This is a genomic window from Pseudomonas folii (assembly GCF_014357575.1).
Classification (GTDB): Bacteria; Pseudomonadota; Gammaproteobacteria; order Pseudomonadales; family Pseudomonadaceae; genus Aquipseudomonas; species Aquipseudomonas folii.
The window spans coordinates 1-17695 of record NZ_JACONW010000115.1 but is presented as its reverse complement, the minus strand read 5'-3'; the positions used below and the strand labels follow the sequence as shown (position 1 = coordinate 17695).

Below are 17695 nucleotides of genomic sequence, written 5' to 3'. Positions count from 1 at the left end.
ACATCAAAATATCTGCGCTCCACTAATGTGAATCCATGTGAACAATAAATAATACTTCACATTATCCGCTCACTGATTCACTATCGGATTCACAGATCAGAACAATTCCGACCGATTGCTGGCAGTGACGAGCATCGGCAACCATCCGAGGAAGACAGCATGACTAACAAGAATGTCGGCGTTATTGGCTTGGGTGCGATGGGTTTGGGCATTGCCCGCTCGTTGCTGCGCAGTGGTTTCAATGTGCATGCGTGTGATGTCCGCGCTAGTGTCACCGAGCAGTTCGCCACCGAAGGCGGCGTTGCCTGCGCCTCCCCTGCTGCCATGGCAGCCGCTTGTGATGTGATCATCACCGTTGTGGTCAACGCTGAGCAGACCGAAACCGTACTGTTCGGTGAGAACGGTGCCATTGCAGCACTGCGTCCCGGCAGCCTGGTTATCGGTTGCGCCACCGTCGCACCGACCTTCGCGGTCGAGTTGGGCGAACGTCTGGCCTCGCAGAACCTGCTGTACCTCGATGCCCCGATCTCCGGCGGCGCAGCCAAAGCGGCTGCGGGCCAGATGACCATGATGACCTCCGGCCCGGCTGAATCGTACGCCAAGGCCCAGGCCATTCTGGACGGTATGGCAGGCAAGGTTTATCGCCTGGGCGACGTTCACGGGCTGGGTTCCAAAGTCAAAATCATCAACCAGTTGCTGGCCGGTGTTCACATCGCAGCCAGCGCCGAAGCCATGGCGCTGGGCCTGCGTGAAGGTGTCGATGCCGACGCGCTTTACGAAGTGATCACCAACAGCGCGGGCAACTCGTGGATGTTCGAGAACCGTGTGCCGCACATTCTCAAAGCTGATTACACACCGCTGTCGGCTGTGGATATCTTCGTCAAGGATCTGGGCCTCGTACTGGATACCGCTCGCACCAGCAAATTCCCGCTGCCGCTGTCAGCCACCGCACACCAGATGTTCATGCAGGCTTCCAGCGCCGGTTACGGTCGTGAAGATGACTCCGCCGTGATCAAGATTTTCCCGGGCATCGAATTGCCGAAAGCCAAGCCAGAACAAGCTTAAGGGGCAACCGATGAGTAATTCTCCTGTGCGCCCGTTGCTGGGCTGCATCGCCGACGATTTCACCGGCGCCACCGACCTGGCCAACATGCTGGTGCGTGGCGGCATGCGTACCGTGCAAAGCATCGGCATTCCGACCGCTGAAATGGCGGCCGATCTGGACGCCGACGCCATCGTCATTGCCTTGAAATCCCGCACCACGCCTGCCGCCGAAGCCGTCGAGGAATCCCTCGCTGCGCTGGAATGGCTGCGCGAGCGTGGCTGTGAGCAGATTTTCTTCAAGTATTGCTCGACCTTCGACTCCACCGCCGCTGGCAACATCGGTCAGGTCAGCGAAGCACTGCTGAAAAAACTCGGCAGCGATTTCACCCTGGCGTGTCCGGCGTTCCCGGAAAACGGTCGCACGATCTTCCGCGGCCACTTGTTCGTTCAGGACCAGTTACTGAATGAATGCGGCATGCAGCACCACCCGCTGACGCCGATGACCGACGCCAATCTGGTGCGCGTGCTGCAATCGCAAACCCAGCAGAAAGTCGGCCTGCTGCGCTACGACAGCATCGCCAAAGGTGTTGACGGCGTGCGCAGCAAAATTGCCGAGTTGCGCGCTGACGGCGTGAGCATGGCGATTGCCGATGCGCTGTCCGATGCCGATCTCTACACCCTGGGCGAAGCCTGCGCCGACCTGCCATTGCTGACCGGTGGTTCGGGCCTGGCCCTGGGCTTGCCCGGCAACTTCCGCAAGGCGGGCAAATTGCGTGACATCGACGCCGCCAAACTTGAGCCGGTTGTGGGTGGGGAAGTGGTGTTGGCAGGTAGCGCTTCGGTCGCCACCAACGGTCAGGTCGCGGCATGGCTTGAAGCCAATCGCCCTGCCCTGCGCATCAATCCCTTGGAGCTGGCCGCTGGCCGTCCGGTGGTTGAGCAGGCGCTGGAGTTCGCCCGCAAAGCAGGCGAAACCGTGCTGATCTACGCCACCAGCTCGCCAAACGAAGTCAAAGCCGTACAACAGCAACTGGGCGTTAAACGCGCAGGTGCTCTGGTTGAAGACGCTCTGGGGCAAATCGCGAAAGGTTTGCTTAATGCTGGCGTGCGCCGCTTCGTGGTCGCGGGCGGTGAAACCTCCGGCGCTGTGGTTCAGGCCTTGGGCGTGCAACTGCTGAAGATTGGTGCGCAGATTGATCCGGGTGTTCCGGCCACAGTCAGCAGTGGCGCTCAACCGCTGGCATTGGCACTCAAGTCCGGCAACTTCGGTGGCCGTGACTTTTTCAGCAAAGCCCTCAAGCAACTGGCGGGGGAAGCCCCATGAGCGCTGATAACCAACGTGCAGAAAACAAGCTTCGCGAAGAGATTTGCGACATCGGCAGGCTGCTGTATGGCCGCGGCTATACCGTTGGCAGCGCCGGGAATATCAGCGCGCGGCTCGATGACGGCTGGCTGATCACGCCAACCGACGCCTGCCTGGGTCGCCTCGATCCGACCGAAATTGCCAAGGTCAATCTGGCCGGTGAATGGGTGTCGGGCAGCAAACCTTCGAAGACCCTCGCGCTGCATCGCGAGGTCTACGACCGCAATCCGGGTGTGGGCGGCGTGGTGCATACCCACTCCACCCATCTGGTTGCGCTAACCCTGGCGGGCGTCTGGCAGGAGGACAACATCCTGCCGCCACTGACGCCTTATCAGGTGATGAAAGTCGGGCAGATTCCGCTCATTGGTTATGAGCGTCCCGGCTCGCCGAAAGTCGCCCAGCGCGTTGCGCAACTGGCCAACAGTGTGCGCGGCGTGATGCTCGAACGGCTCGGACCGGTTATCTGGGAAAGCTCGGTTGCCAAGGCCGCCTACGCCCTTGAAGAACTGGAAGAAACCGCTCGACTCTGGTTGATGACCCACCCCAAACCCGCTCCGCTCGACCAGGCTGCACTGGACGAGTTGCGCGAGGTTTTTGGGGCCAAGTGGTAGTTCAAGGCATTTGATTGGGGGCCGTTCAGCGGCCTTCGACAAGACCCGGCCCAGCCGGAAAACAATAACAATGGGACTTTAAAGTATGACGCCACTAATGCTGATGTTGATTGCGGGCGCGGGCATCGCGCTGCTGCTGTTCCTGGTCCTCAAATACAAATTCCAGCCGTTCGTGGCGTTGATGCTGGTGAGCATCATTGTTGCACTGGTCGCGGGTGTGAAACCGGCTGATCTAGTTGCCACCATTGAAGGCGGCATGGGCAAAACCCTCGGTCACATCGCGATCATCATTGCCTTGGGCGCGATGATCGGACGCATCATCGAGCTGTCCGGTGGTGCCGAAGCATTGGCGAAAACCCTGATCAACCGCTTCGGCAATCGGCGCACGCCGCTGGCACTGACCGTTGCCGGTTTCATCGTCGGTATTCCGGTGTTCTTCGAAGTGGGCGTGATCATTCTCATGCCGCTGGCCTATGGCGTCGCCCGTGCGGCACGTAAACCACTGTTGCTGTTCGCCTTGCCGATGTGTGCGGCATTGCTGGCGGTGCATGCCTTTCTGCCGCCGCATCCGGGTGCTGTGGCCGCTGCCGGTCAGTTGGGTGCAGACCTGGGTCGCGTACTGATGTTTGGTATTCCGATGGTTGCGGTCCTGAGCCTGGTCGGTTACTTCATTGCTGGCCGCATGACCCGCAAGTTCTACCCGATGACGGACGATATCCGTGCCGAAGTCTACGGCCCGCATATGACCAACGCCGATCTGCAAGCCTGGCATAACGGCGACTACTCCAACACCAGCAGCGAAGCGACGCATTCGAGCAAGCCGGGTATGGAAGAAAGCGCCAGCAGTCTTGCCGCATCGCTGCCGCCCGCTCCGGCGCCTGGCTTCGGTTTGATCATCGGCCTGATCCTGCTGCCAATCGTATTGATTCTGTTGGGCACACTGGCTACCACTATGTTGCCTGTCGATTCGACACTGCGCAGCATTCTGACTGTACTGGGCGCGCCGCTGGTTGCGCTGCTGATCGACACCCTGCTCTGTGCATGGTTGCTGGGTACTCGCCGTGGCTGGAGCCGCACTCAGGTGTCGGACGTGATCGGTTCGGCGCTGCCGGGTGTGGCCATGGTGATCCTGATCGCCGGTGCCGGTGGCGTCTTCGGCAAAGTGCTGGTGGATACCGGTATCGGCGCTGTCGTCTCCGAAGCACTGCGTACCACCGGCCTGCCGGTACTGGCGCTGGGCTTCCTGCTGACCCTGCTGCTGCGCGCCGTGCAAGGTTCCACTACCGTTGCCCTGGTAACCACGGCCGGTATTCTCAGCCCGCTGATCGCAACCCTGAACCTGACCCCAAACCACCTGGCGCTGCTGTGCCTGGCCATGGGCGGTGGCGGTCTGGCAATGTCGCACATCAACGACGCCGGTTACTGGATGTTCACCAAACTGGCTGGCCTTAATGTCGCCGACGGCCTGCGTACCTGGACCGTGCTGGTTACTATCCTCGGCACCCTGGGCTTCCTCGCGACCCTGGTGATCTGGCCATTCGTCTGATCCAACAAGACTGGAGTTCACATGCCTCGTTTCGCTGCCAACCTCAGCATGCTCTACCCGCAACATGATTTTCTCGAGCGCTTCAGCGCAGCGGCCGCCGATGGTTTCGGCGCCGTCGAGTATCTGTTTCCGTACGACTACAGCACTCAGGAGCTCAAGCAGCGCCTGAGCGACAACGGGCTGGTGCAAGCGCTGTTCAATGCTCCGCCCGGAGACTGGGCGGCAGGCGAACGCGGCATTGCTTCGTTGCCCGGGCGCGAAGAAGAGTTTCGCACCGGCATCGCTCGTGCGCTGGAATACGCAGACGTGCTAGGCAACGACCGGATTCACGTCATGGCGGGCTTGCTGCCCAGTGAAGAATTGCGTGAACGCCATCAGGCGGTATACCTGGAAAACCTTGCCTACGCTGCTGAACAAGCTGCCAAGGCGGGCATCACCGTGCTGATCGAACCGATCAATACCCGTGACATGCCTGGGTTCTTTCTGAATCGTCAGGATCAGGCGCAAGCCATCTGCAAGGAAGTCGGCGCGGCCAACCTCAAGGTGCAGTTCGACTTCTATCATTGCCAGATCGTTGAAGGCGATGTGATCTCCAAACTGCGTCGTGACTTCGCTGGCGTCGGTCATATCCAGATTGCTGGCGTGCCGGATCGTCACGAGCCGAATCTGGGCGAGCTGAACTACAACTGGCTGTTCGAAGAAATCGATCGCCTGGGTTACACCGGCTGGATTGGCTGCGAATACCGGCCCAAAGGCGACACCAGCACTGGCCTGCAGTGGCTGCGCGATTGGCAGAGCCTCAAGCGCTGATTACAGTTGGCCTCGGCAACACCTAAACCTCATAAAAATAAAAAGAGGAACTGACCATGCGAGGATTCAAAAGTGGCCTGTGCGCTGCGCTGCTGATCGTAGCGCAGACGGGGATGGCCTTTGCGGCAAGCGTTCCAGCAGCAGTGGAAGCGGTATGGACAGCACCCAGCTTCACTTTCCACACCGGTGAAAAACTGGAGAACCTGCGGATGAGTTACATCACCGTCGGCGATCCCAAGAACCCGGCGGTGCTCTATCTGCACGGCACCAATCGCCCCGCCAGTGACATGATGGGCAAGGAGTTTGGAGGTGAGCTGTTTGGTCCGGGACAGCCTCTGGACGCCAGCAAGTACTACATCATCGCACCCGATGGCATCGGCGTCGGCAAGTCGAGCAAACCTTCTGACGGTTTGCGCATGAAGTTTCCTGCTTACAATTACGACGACATGGTTGAGGCGCAGTATCGCCTGCTGACCGAAGGGATGGGCATCAAGCATTTGCGGCTGGTCATGGGCAATTCCATGGGTGGCATGCAGACCTGGATGTGGGGTCAGAAATGGCCGGACATGATGGACGCTCTGGTACCGATGGCCTCGCAGCCCACAGCGATGTCGGCGCGCAACTGGATCATGCGGCGCATGCTGATCGAATCCATCAAGCAGGACCCGGCCTGGAACGAGGGGAATTACACCAGCCCGCCGCCTTCGCTTCGTCTGGCTAATGTGATGTTTGGCTTCGGAACCAGCGGTGGCACCCTTGCTTATCAGGCCCTGGCGCCTACACGAGCGCAGGCAGACAAACTGGTTGATGAAAAGCTGGCAGCGCCGCTGCCGGGGGATGCCAACGATTTCATTTATCAATGGCAGTCCTCGGCGGACTACGATGTCTCGCCAAAGCTCTCGGCAATCAAAGCGCCGGTGCTGGCAATCAACAGTGCAGACGACGAGCGCAATCCACCTGAGACCGGGACGATGCAGAAATCCTTGGCGCAGTTGAAGAACGCACGTCTGGTATTGATTCCTGCCAGCGCTGAAACCCGCGGACACGGCACGACCAACATGGCCCGCTTTTATTCTGAACCCCTGGGTGAGTTCATGAAAGCTACTGCGCGGCCTTGATGGTATTGAGATCTGTCTTTCAGCGGGAGACTCGATGTTTGCCTGCGAGCTGATAGACGACGCAAAACCCTGTGGGAGCGGTGCTTGCCCGCGATAGGGACACCGCGATCTTAAGTGAACCGCGTCCAGCCTCATCGCGGGCAAGCACCGCTCCCACAGGAGACCGCATTTCCAGACAAGACCGGCCGCTTCGGTTTATTCGTCGATCGCCTCTTCCTTGAACTGATCTTTCACGTAGGTGATTTCGGTCTTGCCGTGCGGCGCTGGCAGGCCGTCTTCGCCAAGGTTGACGAACACCATCTTTTCAACCGTCAGGATGCTCTTGCGGGTGATCTTGTTGCGCACCTGACAGGTCAGCGTGATCGAGGTACGGCCAAATTCGGTGGCGGTGATACCCAGCTCGATGATGTCGCCCTGGCGCGAGGCGCTGACAAAATTGATTTCAGAGATGTACTTGGTCACCACGCGCTGGTTGCCCAACTGCACGATGGCGTAAATCGCCGCTTCCTCATCAATCCAGCGCAACAGGCTGCCACCGAACAGGGTGCCGTTGGGGTTGAGGTCTTCAGGTTTAACCCACTTGCGAGTGTGGAAGTTCATGTCTGCTCCTGATCGTCTGCCGATTGATGCCGGTCATCATGGCAGACACAGCTGATATCAGCACAGCCATCGCTCCCTATTGAATTGATAGGGCCACGTTGATTGAGCACGTTACGGCCATGCCCTCCGTCCGCTTTACTGCACTTTTTCAATGATCGGGTTGAAGTTAGCCAAGCATCCGCCGATAGAAAACATTGGGAAGATGAGTCAGCTTGGCTATAATCCCCACCGTTTCAAAACGGTCATCTTCAGTTGATACCGTTCCCGCCACCTGTCCGAGGGGCGCTGCAGCAGGTTTTCCTGTCAGGCTCGGATGGGGCGTTGTTTGACCGGGTTGTCCCTGTCGAACCTTAAACGCACAACGGCGCCCATTCGCACACTACGAATGGAGACTCTCTAATGAGTGCAGTACTTACGCCCGCAGATTTTTCCGACTACAAAGTAGCCGACATGTCCCTGGCTGCCTGGGGTCGTCGCGAAACCATCATCGCTGAATCCGAAATGCCTGCCCTGATGGGCCTGCGCCGCAAATACGCCGGCGAGCAACCGCTCAAGGGCGCGAAGATTCTCGGCTGCATCCACATGACCATTCAGACTGCCGTACTGATCGAAACCCTGGTTGCCCTGGGTGCCGAAGTTCGCTGGTCGTCCTGCAACATTTTCTCCACTCAAGACCAGGCCGCTGCTGCCATTGCTGCTGCCGGTATTCCTGTGTTCGCCTGGAAAGGCGAAACCGAAGAAGAATACGAGTGGTGCCTTGAGCAAACCATCCTGAAAGATGGCGCGCCTTGGGATGCCAACATGATCCTCGACGACGGCGGCGACCTGACCGAGCTGCTGCACAAGAAATATCCGGCCATTCTGGACCGCGTTCACGGCGTGACCGAAGAGACCACCACTGGCGTTCACCGCCTGCTGGACATGCTGGCCAAAGGCGAGCTGAAAATCCCGGCCATCAACGTCAACGACTCGGTAACCAAGAGCAAGAACGACAACAAGTACGGCTGCCGTCACAGCCTGAACGACGCCATCAAGCGTGGTACTGACCACCTGCTGTCGGGCAAGCAAGCACTGGTTATCGGTTATGGCGACGTGGGCAAGGGCTCGGCTCAATCCCTGCGTCAGGAAGGCATGATCGTTAAAGTCACTGAAGTCGACCCAATCTGCGCCATGCAAGCCTGCATGGACGGTTTCGAACTGGTTTCGCCGTTCATCGACGGTGAAAACGACGGCACCGAGGCAAGCATCGACAAAGCTCTGCTGGGCAAGATCGACCTGATCGTGACCACTACGGGTAACGTCAACGTTTGCGACTCGAACATGCTCAAAGCGCTGAAAAAACGCGCTGTGGTCTGCAACATCGGTCACTTCGACAACGAAATCGACACCGCTTTCATGCGCAAGAACTGGGCATGGGAAGAAGTGAAGCCACAGGTACACAAGATCCACCGTACCGGCCCTGGCGCATTCGATGCCCAGAACGACGACTACCTGATCCTGCTGGCCGAAGGCCGTCTGGTTAACCTGGGCAACGCCACAGGTCACCCAAGCCGCATCATGGACGGTTCGTTCGCCAACCAGGTTCTGGCGCAGATCTTCCTGTTCGGTCAGAAGTACGCCGATCTGTCCCCGGCTCAAAAAGCCGAGCGTCTGACCGTTGAAGTACTGCCGAAGAAACTCGACGAAGAAGTGGCCCTGGAAATGGTTCGCGGCTTCGGCGGCGTTGTGACCAAACTGACCAAGACCCAGGCCGACTACATCGGCGTGGCTGTTGAAGGTCCGTTCAAGCCGCACGCGTATCGCTACTAAGCAGCGGTAAGCTTCAAGCCTCAAGCGGCAAGTAAAAGCGTTTCATTTACTTGTGGCTTGGGTTTGACGCTTGTTTCTTTATCGTTTTTACGCAGCCGTGAGCTGCAAGCTTTGGTGACAAGATTGGGCGCATTGCCCTCTTGCAGCTTTTAGCTTGCAGCTTGTAGCTGGAGGTTCCCTCCACCATGTCCCAAGACCGCAGCTTCAGCTTCGAATTCTTCCCGACGAAGACCGAGGCTGGCCATGAAAAGCTTCTGAACGTTGCTCGTCAGCTAGCCAGTTACAACCCCGCTTTCTTCTCCTGCACTTACGGTGCCGGTGGATCCACCCGCGACGGTACGATCAACACCGTCCTGCAGCTGCAAAACGACGTGAACGTGCCGTCCGCTCCGCATCTGTCCTGTGTTGGCGACAGCAAGGCCGACTTGCGCGCCCTGCTGAACCAGTACAAGGAAGCTGGCATCAAGCGCATCGTTGCCCTGCGCGGCGACCTGCCTTCGGGTATGGGCGTTGCCAGTGGCGAACTGCGCTACGCGAGCGACCTGGTGTCTTTCATTCGTGAAGAGACCGGGAGCCATTTCCACATTGAAGTGGCGGCTTATCCTGAGATGCACCCTCAGGCCCGCAATTTCGATGACGACGTGAAGAACTTCGTGCACAAGGCCCAGGCCGGTGCAGACAGCGCAATCACCCAGTATTTCTTCAACGCCGACAGCTACTTCCATTTTCTGGAACGCGTACAGAAGAAAGGCGTTACCCTGCCCATCGTGCCGGGCATCATGCCGATCACCAACTACAGCAAGCTCGCGCGCTTCTCCGATGCCTGCGGTGCGGAAATCCCGCGCTGGATCCGCAAGCAACTGGAGGCCTACGGCGACGACGTGCAAAGCATCCAGGCGTTTGGCGAACAGGTCATCACCGAAATGTGCGAACGCCTGCTGCAAGGTGGCGCGCCAGGGCTGCACTTCTATACCCTGAACCAGGCCGAACCGAGTCTGGCAGTCTGGAATAACCTGAAGTTGCCGCGTTAAGATACGCGGCTTTTTTACGGTGTAGGTCTTGAGTGTCAGGACCTACGATTGCCTGGACGCATGTCGTTGATTTCACCATCTGAAAATAAAACCTCCACGCCGCAACTCATCTATCTGGTGTTCGGCGCACAAACCTATCATCAGGAGGCGGTGTTCAGTATCGCCAGCGCCTTGGCCTGCAAGCGTCAGCAACCGGATCAGGCATTCGACATCCAGGTATTCACTGACGACCCACTGCCCTATCAGAATCTACCGATACGTATACGTGCCCTGGATGCAGAAACCCGCAAGGCATGGAGCGAGCCTCATGGCTATCATTTCCGCGCCAAGCATGTCGTCGTGCGCCTTGTGCTTGAAGAATCCGAGCGCGCATTACTGATCGATACAGACACCATTTTCAACACCACTCCCTACGCACTCTTCGATCGCGTAAAACCCGGCACGCTGCTCTGCAATGCGATTGCAGGAAGTTACGGCTCGAACCGGGAATCAAAGCTCTACAAAGCGCTGGCGTCGACACTGCAGTCAAGAGGCCTCGCTGACGACCAGATGCCCATGATCAATTCCGGGGTGATTGGTCTGACCCGGGACGATGCCCAGTTGCTGGACAGGTCCATTGCCCTGATGGACGAGTTTTATCCGCTGGCCAATAAAGCCTACAGCCTCGAAGAGTTCTGCCTTGGCATGGCTGCTTACAACAACATGCAGATCGAACAGTGTACGGACCTCGTTCACCATTACTGGAGCCGCAAGCAACTGTTCAGAGCCAAGATAAACGCATGGTTGCTGGAACACGCAGATGATCCTGCCCACAGCAAGGCGCAGGATGATACCCGGCGCGTCAGTACTGTGGTGCCACGTCCGCCCGCCTGGCAGCGTTCGATGTACAAAACGGCGACGCTGTTCGCGCCACGCGAGCAACGTCAGTTTGCCCTTGAGATCCTTTACGGCTGCTACACACACCGCAACAAATTTGATCGGGCGTGCTGCACCGTATGGTGGGACAAAGCTCGAGAAAACGCCGAAAAACGCCAAAAGCAGCCGATGGAATCCGTGCAACTTGAGCAGTGGTTGAATCACTGGGTACTTCGCACATTGCTGGGACCTCGCCGAGAAGCCGTTCACAAACATCTGATGCAGGGTTCTGACCGGTAATTGCGAGAACCTGCTGTACTCCGTCATCAACTAATGGCACCGTTGAGCAGCAGGAAAGCAGCGCTTGGCGTTTGCTCTGTTATACTCCGGCCTTCCCGCCAGGCTTACGCCCGGATGCTCGGTCTTGTTTCAGGCTCCTCGATCACGCCAATAGCGCATCTTCTTTCATTGCGCAGCGTCACGAGATGTACTGAAGACCCAGCAGGACCGGACGGGACTGCGTTCTCCAAAGCTTGAACGAAAACACCGAGCCGCGATCACCTGTTCACCGAACAGCATGGTCGACGCTCAGGCAGTTTCGACGAAGCCTGAACGCCATTCGCGCCAGGCAAGACTTCCCTTTGAGCATAAGCTCTAACTAAAACAGGATTACTCATGTCCTTTGCTTCCCTCGGTCTCTCCGAGGCTCTAGTTCGCGCCATCGAGGCAGCGGGCTATACCCAGCCTACTCCGGTGCAACAGCGGGCCATTCCCGCCGTGTTGCAAGGTCGCGACCTGATGGTTGCCGCCCAGACAGGTACTGGTAAAACCGGTGGTTTCGCCCTTCCGATTCTGGAACGGTTGTTTCCCAACGGTCATCCGGACAAATCTCAACGTCACGGCCCGCGCCAACCCCGCGTACTGGTCCTGACCCCGACTCGCGAACTCGCCGCCCAGGTGCATGACAGCTTCAAGCTGTACGCCCGCGACCTGAAGTTCGTCAGCGCCTGCATCTTCGGTGGCGTCGGCATGAACCCTCAGGTTCAAGCCATGGCCCGTGGCGTAGACGTATTGGTGGCCTGCCCGGGCCGCCTGCTCGATCTGGCCGGTCAAGGCAGTGTCGACCTGTCCCACGTTGAAATCCTCGTGCTCGATGAAGCCGACCGGATGCTCGACATGGGCTTCGTACACGACGTGAAGAAAGTGCTCGCACGTCTGCCCGCCAAGCGTCAGAACCTGCTGTTCTCGGCAACGTTTTCCAACGACATCACGGCGTTGGCAGGCAAGCTGTTGCACAACCCGGAACGCATCGAAGTCACGCCGCCGAACACCACGGTCGAGCGTATCGAGCAACGGGTGTTCCGCCTGCCCGCCAACCACAAGCGCTCTCTGCTGGCGCACCTGATCACTCAAGGTGCCTGGGAGCAAGTGCTGGTCTTCACTCGTACCAAACACGGTGCAAACCGTCTGGCCGAGTACCTGGACAAGCACGGCCTGACCGCTGTGGCGATCCACGGTAACAAGAGCCAGAACGCTCGCACCAAAGCGCTGGCCGATTTCAAGGCCGGTGAAGTACGCATCATGGTTGCGACCGATATCGCCGCTCGCGGCCTGGATATCGATCAGTTGCCGCACGTGGTCAACTTCGAACTGCCAAACGTCGACGAGGACTATGTTCACCGCATCGGCCGTACAGGCCGTGCAGGTCGTAACGGCGAAGCGATTTCGCTGGTTGCTCCGGACGAAGAAAAACTGCTGAAAAGCATCGAGCGCATGACCAAACAGAAGATTGCCGATGGCGATCTGATGGGCTTCGACATGTCCGCAGTAGAAGCCGAGAAGCCTGAAGTTCGCGAGCGTCCGGATGTGCGTAACTCACGCAATCCGCGCGGTCCGCGTGGCGATGGTCCGAACGGCGGTGGCGGTGGCCGTAAAGACAAAGGCAAGGATAAGGGCAAGGAAAAACCGGCAGCCGCTGCTGGCGAACGCCCGGCCCGCAAGCCGCGTGAACAGCAGAAGCCTCGCGGTGAAGGCGCTCCGGCTCGCGAGCAGCGAGCGTCGAATCCGCGCGCATCTACGCCGCGCCCGGCTGCAGATCGTGCCCCGGACGAGTTTCTGGATGACGAAGTGGATAACTTCGGCAACCGCGCTGATTACGTCAGTCCGTATAAGGACAAGAACCAGGGCCGTGGTCGTCGCCCAGGCGCTCCAGCCACTGGCACAGGCGCGGCGACAGGTGCAGCGCCTGCCGCACGTGGCCCTCGTCCAAGCGGACCGCGCAGCGGCGGCGCAACCACCGGTACACCGCCAGCCAAGCGCAACGGTCCACGTAACGGTGCTCCGCGCGATGGTCAGGCTCGTCGTGACGAGAACCCACGCAACCGTCGTCCGGCCCGCGATGACTCGGCCCGCCAGGAACCGGCAGTTCGCGGTCCTCGCGACAGCCAGAGCCAGCCGCAACCGAAGATCATGCACAAAGAGTCGAAAAGCGATCGGTTCCCGTCCGCTGAACAACTCGACCAGTTGCCAAGCCGCCCACGCGGTGAAAAACCAGCCCTGCTGACCCGCAACCGCGAAGGTTAAGCAAAGCCGGAACAAAAAACGCCCCGACTGGTTCGGGGCGTTTTTGTGTGTGGCTGTCAGTTTTCTGTGGGAGCGGTGCTTGCCCGCGATACATGAGACGCAGCTAGACGACATACCGCGTTATCGTTTATCGCGGGCAAGCACCGCTCCCACAAAAAAAACCACACAGCTCAAGTTATTCCACACAAAAACGCCGACCCTGAGGTCGGCGTTTTTGATCAAACGGAAAGCTTACTTGGCTTGAACGCCTTCGAAGCTGATTTCCAGGTCAAGCGTTTGCGAGGTAGGACCTGGGCCTTTGATGCCGAAGTCGTTCAGGTTAAGCGTCGAAGTACCGTTGAAGCCGGCACGGTAGCCGCCCCATGGATCCTTGCCTTCGCCGTTGAAAGTAGCCTTGATCACGATCGGCTTGGTTACGCCGTGCAGGGTCAGGTCGCCGGTCACGTCAGCGGTTTTCTCGCCGGTAGACTTAACGGCGGTGGACACGAACTTGGCCTCAGGATACTTGGCGACGTCCAGGAAGTCCTTGCTGCTGATGTGCTTGTCACGCTCAGCGTGGTTGGTGAACAGGCTGGCAGTTTTCAGCTCAACGTCAATTTTGCTGGCTTCAGGCTTGGCAGCGTCAAAACTGAACTTACCGCTCCAGTCCTTGAACGTACCGTGGATGAAGCTGTAGCCCAAGTGGCTGATTTTGAAGTCAACGAAAGCGTGCTGGCCTTCTTTGTCGATCACGTAATCAGCGGCCATCGCCTGACCGGCAGACAACAGTGCAGTACCAAGAGCCAGTGCGGCGAGAGTCTTCTTCAACATGCTTTTATTCCCGTTTTGGTTGAACAATTAAGCGCGACCCAGCATACGCTTGAGGGTCACATCGCGATCAATGAAGTGGTGTTTCAGTGCAGCAAGACCATGCAGCCCTGCGAAGACCACCAGCACCCAAGCCAGGTACAGGTGAATCCAGCCTGCGGTTTCTGCCTGATCGGGCAGACCACTGACCAGCGCAGGTATTTCAAACAGACCAAATACCGGGATCCCCACGCCGTCGGCGGTGGAAATGAGGTAACCGGCGAACATCACGGCAAACAGTCCGACATACAAAAACATGTGCCCCACGTGCGCACCGATCCGGGTCCACTTGCCATAGCTGGCGAGAGACGGCGGCGGCGGGCTGAGCAAGCGCCAAACAATACGAAACAGCATGATGGCGAATAACGTGATGCCAATGCTTTTGTGCAGATCGGGTCCGGATTTACGCCAAGTGTCGTAATAATCCAGACCTACCATCCACAGCCCTAGCGCGAACAAACCAAACACTGCAACAGCAACGCCCCAGTGCAGCACCATGCTGACCAGACCGTAGCGAGAGGATGAGTTGCGTAACTGCATTGCCATTACCCTGTAGGAATTGATGCCAGACTAGCTTTTTATCTATCGAATGAAAGCGCAAAATTTTGCTTTGAAGTATCGAATAATACGATTGTTACGCTTTTCGCGAATTCCATCACTGCGTTCGCATGCATTGCCAATGATTTTTGATAGATCAAAAAGCGATAACCCGCGTGCTACTCAAGCTCAGCATCGCCAGAATTGCTTCGTAACAAAACCTTGCCATGACCATCGGCTCATCAACGACGATGAGCGGCACTGAGCCCTTTCTTCATCGCGGATAGCGCTGCGGACTCAAGCATCTGCCAGCACGCAAAAGACCCTTAAAAAGTCAAATTACTGACTAAGTCGACGTCCATTAAAATGACACCATTCAATGAATTCGCAATGAGTGACGTTATTCCGACAGATGGAAGCCTTAGGCCATTGTTGTCTCCCTGAATAAGCCTCAGCATTCCCCACAGGCCTACAAGGGATGAGCCTGTGCCTCTCTTGCCCGCGCCCAAATCAATCACTGCAACCCGTCTTCAGACAGTAACGAGCACAGGAGCAGGACTTTTAGATCGCATCGATCAATGGAGCAACACCGCGATGATGACTGTTTATTTTGTCGTTATGACAATGTGCAGTGGTATGGAAGGCTGTGTGGAAGAGCGAAGGGCTGGAGACGCCTACGCATCCCGGGAAGAATGCTTGACCAAGGTGAGTACCATCACGCGACGTAAAGGCGTGAAGTACAAGTGCAGAAGCGAACCGCAGTGGGTTCTCAAAGAAGATCGTCGTGCTGAAGGCAACAAGAGCTTCGCGACGACAGGCGCCAAGTAAGCAATTTCATTTTTTGTAGGCATTGCCTCCTTCCGCAAACACCGACCTGTATTCACCGATGGCAACGCCGTCAACCAGCCAAACAAAAAAGGGCGCGATTTCAAGATCGCGCCCTTTTCGTTTGCTACTGCAGTCCGATCAGTTTTTAGCTTCAGCGGCGGCTTTGGCTTTCGCCTTGGCGGCAGCGGCTTTCTTGTCAGCTTCAATCTGGGCCGGGGTTTTGGCAGGAGCCTTTTTCGCAGGCTCCTTGGTCTGAGTTTTCTTGGCAGGCTCAGCCTTCTTCACAGGTGCCTTTTTGGCGGGCTCGACCTTGGCAGGCTCAGCCTTGACCGGAGCAACAACAGGCGCAACCACTGGCGCTACAGGCTCTGGAGCCGGAGCGGGTGCTGGCTCAGGTGCCTTTTCTACAGGCTTGGCGACAGGCTCCTCAGCACAGCCGAACCAGCACGAGAAGAAACCACCTTTCTCTTTAGCCTTTGTCTCATCAGCCGCTTTGGCTGGCTCAGGCTTTTTGGCTTCGGTCTTGTCAGACGAACCGCCAAACATATTGCTGAAGAAACCACCCTCGTCCTTCTTCGCAGCAGGTGCTGGCGCAGGGACAATCTTGACCGGCTCGAACGACTTGCCAGCAGCCAGGTCCTGAACCTGACTGGAAGCACGTTGACCCGTGCGCAAAGCGCCTTCCACAGTACCTGGGTACAGCGTATCCGTGTGCTCACCGGCGAATACTACGCGCTGAATCGGCTTTTCCCACACACGCCAGAACTTACTGATCTGCCCTGGCCCGAATGCCAGATACGAACCACCCGTGGACGGGTCAACGCTGTAACGACGGATCTCGTAGCCCGTGTAAGCGCCGCGAGCCTGTGGATAGAACGTATGCAGGCGAATCAGGACCTGATCCACCAGTTGCTTGTCACCGAACGCTTGCATGATCCGCGCGTTATCGCCGGACAGGTTGATCACCACATTGGCGCCGCCCTTGGTCGCAGGCTCGATCCACAGCATGCCCAGACCGGTGTTGCTGAAGATCTCGCCGGACATGCGCGCCTTGCTTTCCCAGACAGGCGTTTTGAACTTGAGCATGATCTGGTCGCGCCAACCGTAGTTAGTGCTCTTGATTGCAGCCATGTGCTGGGCATCCAGCGCAGGCGTCATCTGAATCTTGCTCAATGCCCGAAGCGGCACGGCCAGCACCACGTAATCAGCGCTGTAACCAACTGCGCCCGCCTTGACCGTTACGCCGTCCTTCTCCTGAACGATGGCGGAAACCGGTGAGTTGGTCTTGATGGTTTTGATTTGCTTGGCGAAGGCTTCGGCCAACACCGCGCTGCCTCCTGGCAGACGTGCCGCACGGCGGTCACGGTCGTCAACGTTGCGATAGACCCGCGATTGCTGGGCGAAATACAGCAGCGACAAGCGCGACGGCTCGTCATAGCGGGTACGAATTTCCTGATTGATCAACTGGCGAGCGGTGGCAGGCAGGGTCAGACGATCCAGCCAGTTCGCCACGTTGATCTGATCCAGTGCAAACAGGGTGCTGTTCGACGCCGGGTTTTCCGGGTTGTCGATGGAGCGCGCCAGGTTGTCGAGGGTTTCCTCGTAACGCTTGATCGCTTCGGCAGTCGCCGGTTGCTTGAGCGCCAGGTCGGCCTTGCTGAAATACACGCCATCAATCAGGTAGCCCGGCGTGCGGACAAACTCGGGGGCAGGCACGGTGCTCAGCTTGAAGCGGTCCAGGTACTGGTTCAGCGCAGGCTGAGCCTTGCTGTTGCCGATCCACTCACTGGTGGCCAGACCCGAACGGCCGCCCAGGCTCGGCTTGGCTTCCAGCAGCGTGACTTGCCAGCCTTTGGCTTGCAGCTCGTACGCCGCTGTCAGGCCCGAAAGTCCCCCGCCGACCACGATCGCAGTCTTTTGTTTTTCATTAGCGAGCGCCGAAACGCTGACCAGCCCAACTAAAACGAGCGCACAGGCGCGCAGCCAACCAGAAAGCATTCAGCAGACTCCGAAAAAAGCAGGGAGAGGTTTCGGTAAATGACGCTTGATACGTCACAGAGGCGCGAAGGATACGCCAGCCGCAGCAGGCCTGCCAGTAATGAAATGGTGACCAT

15 protein-coding genes and 1 riboswitch are annotated in these 17695 nt (G+C 58.0%); of the genes, 11 read left to right on the top strand and 4 right to left on the bottom strand.

Annotation, left to right across the window (positions count from 1 at the left end; all coding sequences use genetic code 11):
* Window positions 1–114: 114 nt before the first annotated feature.
* The 6 genes from ltnD to H8S59_RS19995 all read left to right on the top strand — a co-directional run bounded on the left by ltnD (window position 115) and on the right by H8S59_RS19995 (window position 6492).
* Window positions 115–1065, top strand: a complete 951-nt coding sequence (ltnD, locus tag H8S59_RS20020; RefSeq protein ID WP_256582471.1) for an L-threonate dehydrogenase — start codon at window positions 115–117, stop codon at window positions 1063–1065.
* A gap of 10 nt (window positions 1066–1075) precedes the next feature.
* Entirely contained in the window at window positions 1076–2368 is a 1293-nt protein-coding gene (gene otnK, locus H8S59_RS20015) for a 3-oxo-tetronate kinase (protein WP_187522564.1), read from the top strand.
* Entirely contained in the window at window positions 2365–3018 is a 654-nt protein-coding gene (otnC, locus tag H8S59_RS20010) for a 3-oxo-tetronate 4-phosphate decarboxylase (protein ID WP_187522563.1), read from the top strand. Before otnK ends, otnC begins: the two co-directional genes overlap by 4 nt.
* 85 nt (window positions 3019–3103) lie before the next feature.
* Window positions 3104–4564, top strand: a complete 1461-nt coding sequence (locus tag H8S59_RS20005; RefSeq protein ID WP_187522562.1) for a GntT/GntP/DsdX family permease — start codon at window positions 3104–3106, stop codon at window positions 4562–4564.
* 21 nt (window positions 4565–4585) lie between these two features.
* The gene (gene otnI / locus H8S59_RS20000) at window positions 4586–5374 is read left to right on the top strand and encodes a 2-oxo-tetronate isomerase (protein ID WP_187522561.1); all 789 of its coding nucleotides are present in this window, start codon (window positions 4586–4588) and stop codon (window positions 5372–5374) included.
* 56 nt (window positions 5375–5430) lie between these two features.
* Window positions 5431–6492, top strand: coding sequence for an alpha/beta fold hydrolase (locus H8S59_RS19995; RefSeq protein ID WP_187522560.1), 1062 nt, complete (start codon window positions 5431–5433; stop codon window positions 6490–6492).
* 195 nt (window positions 6493–6687) lie between these two features.
* Here the strand turns inward: H8S59_RS19995 and H8S59_RS19990 are convergent, their stop codons facing one another.
* The gene (locus H8S59_RS19990) at window positions 6688–7092 is read right to left on the bottom strand and encodes an acyl-CoA thioesterase (RefSeq protein ID WP_087265731.1); all 405 of its coding nucleotides are present in this window, start codon (window positions 7090–7092) and stop codon (window positions 6688–6690) included.
* Window positions 7093–7363: 271 nt separating this feature from the next.
* Window positions 7364–7469, top strand: a riboswitch (S-adenosyl-L-homocysteine riboswitch).
* A gap of 22 nt (window positions 7470–7491) precedes the next feature.
* Here H8S59_RS19990 and ahcY point away from each other — a divergent pair.
* The 4 genes from ahcY to rhlE2 all read left to right on the top strand — a co-directional run bounded on the left by ahcY (window position 7492) and on the right by rhlE2 (window position 13370).
* Window positions 7492–8901, top strand: a complete 1410-nt coding sequence (gene ahcY, locus H8S59_RS19985) for an adenosylhomocysteinase (RefSeq protein WP_095092741.1) — start codon at window positions 7492–7494, stop codon at window positions 8899–8901.
* A 185-nt stretch (window positions 8902–9086) separates the two neighbouring features.
* Window positions 9087–9932: a methylenetetrahydrofolate reductase [NAD(P)H] gene (gene metF / locus H8S59_RS19980; protein ID WP_187522559.1), complete on the top strand. Its 846-nt coding sequence runs from the start codon at window positions 9087–9089 to the stop codon at window positions 9930–9932.
* 60 nt (window positions 9933–9992) lie between these two features.
* On the top strand, window positions 9993–11087 hold the full coding sequence (locus H8S59_RS19975) for a hypothetical protein (RefSeq protein ID WP_187522558.1): 1095 nt from the start codon (window positions 9993–9995) through the stop codon (window positions 11085–11087).
* A gap of 375 nt (window positions 11088–11462) precedes the next feature.
* The gene (gene rhlE2, locus H8S59_RS19970) at window positions 11463–13370 is read left to right on the top strand and encodes an RNA helicase RhlE2 (protein ID WP_187522557.1); all 1908 of its coding nucleotides are present in this window, start codon (window positions 11463–11465) and stop codon (window positions 13368–13370) included.
* A gap of 231 nt (window positions 13371–13601) precedes the next feature.
* On the opposite strand, the gene H8S59_RS19965 is transcribed toward rhlE2, so the two are convergent.
* Window positions 13602–14180: a YceI family protein gene (locus H8S59_RS19965; RefSeq protein ID WP_095092749.1), complete on the bottom strand. Its 579-nt coding sequence runs from the start codon at window positions 14178–14180 to the stop codon at window positions 13602–13604.
* Window positions 14181–14207: 27 nt separating this feature from the next.
* Window positions 14208–14756, bottom strand: a complete 549-nt coding sequence (locus tag H8S59_RS19960; protein WP_187522556.1) for a cytochrome b — start codon at window positions 14754–14756, stop codon at window positions 14208–14210.
* A gap of 693 nt (window positions 14757–15449) precedes the next feature.
* Here H8S59_RS19960 and H8S59_RS27105 point away from each other — a divergent pair.
* Entirely contained in the window at window positions 15450–15581 is a 132-nt protein-coding gene (locus H8S59_RS27105; RefSeq protein WP_256582464.1) for a hypothetical protein, read from the top strand.
* A gap of 138 nt (window positions 15582–15719) precedes the next feature.
* On the opposite strand, the gene H8S59_RS19955 is transcribed toward H8S59_RS27105, so the two are convergent.
* Window positions 15720–17579 (bottom strand): flavin monoamine oxidase family protein, encoded by a 1860-nt coding sequence (locus H8S59_RS19955; RefSeq protein ID WP_187522555.1) that lies wholly within the window; start codon window positions 17577–17579, stop codon window positions 15720–15722.
* Window positions 17580–17695: the final 116 nt, after the last annotated feature.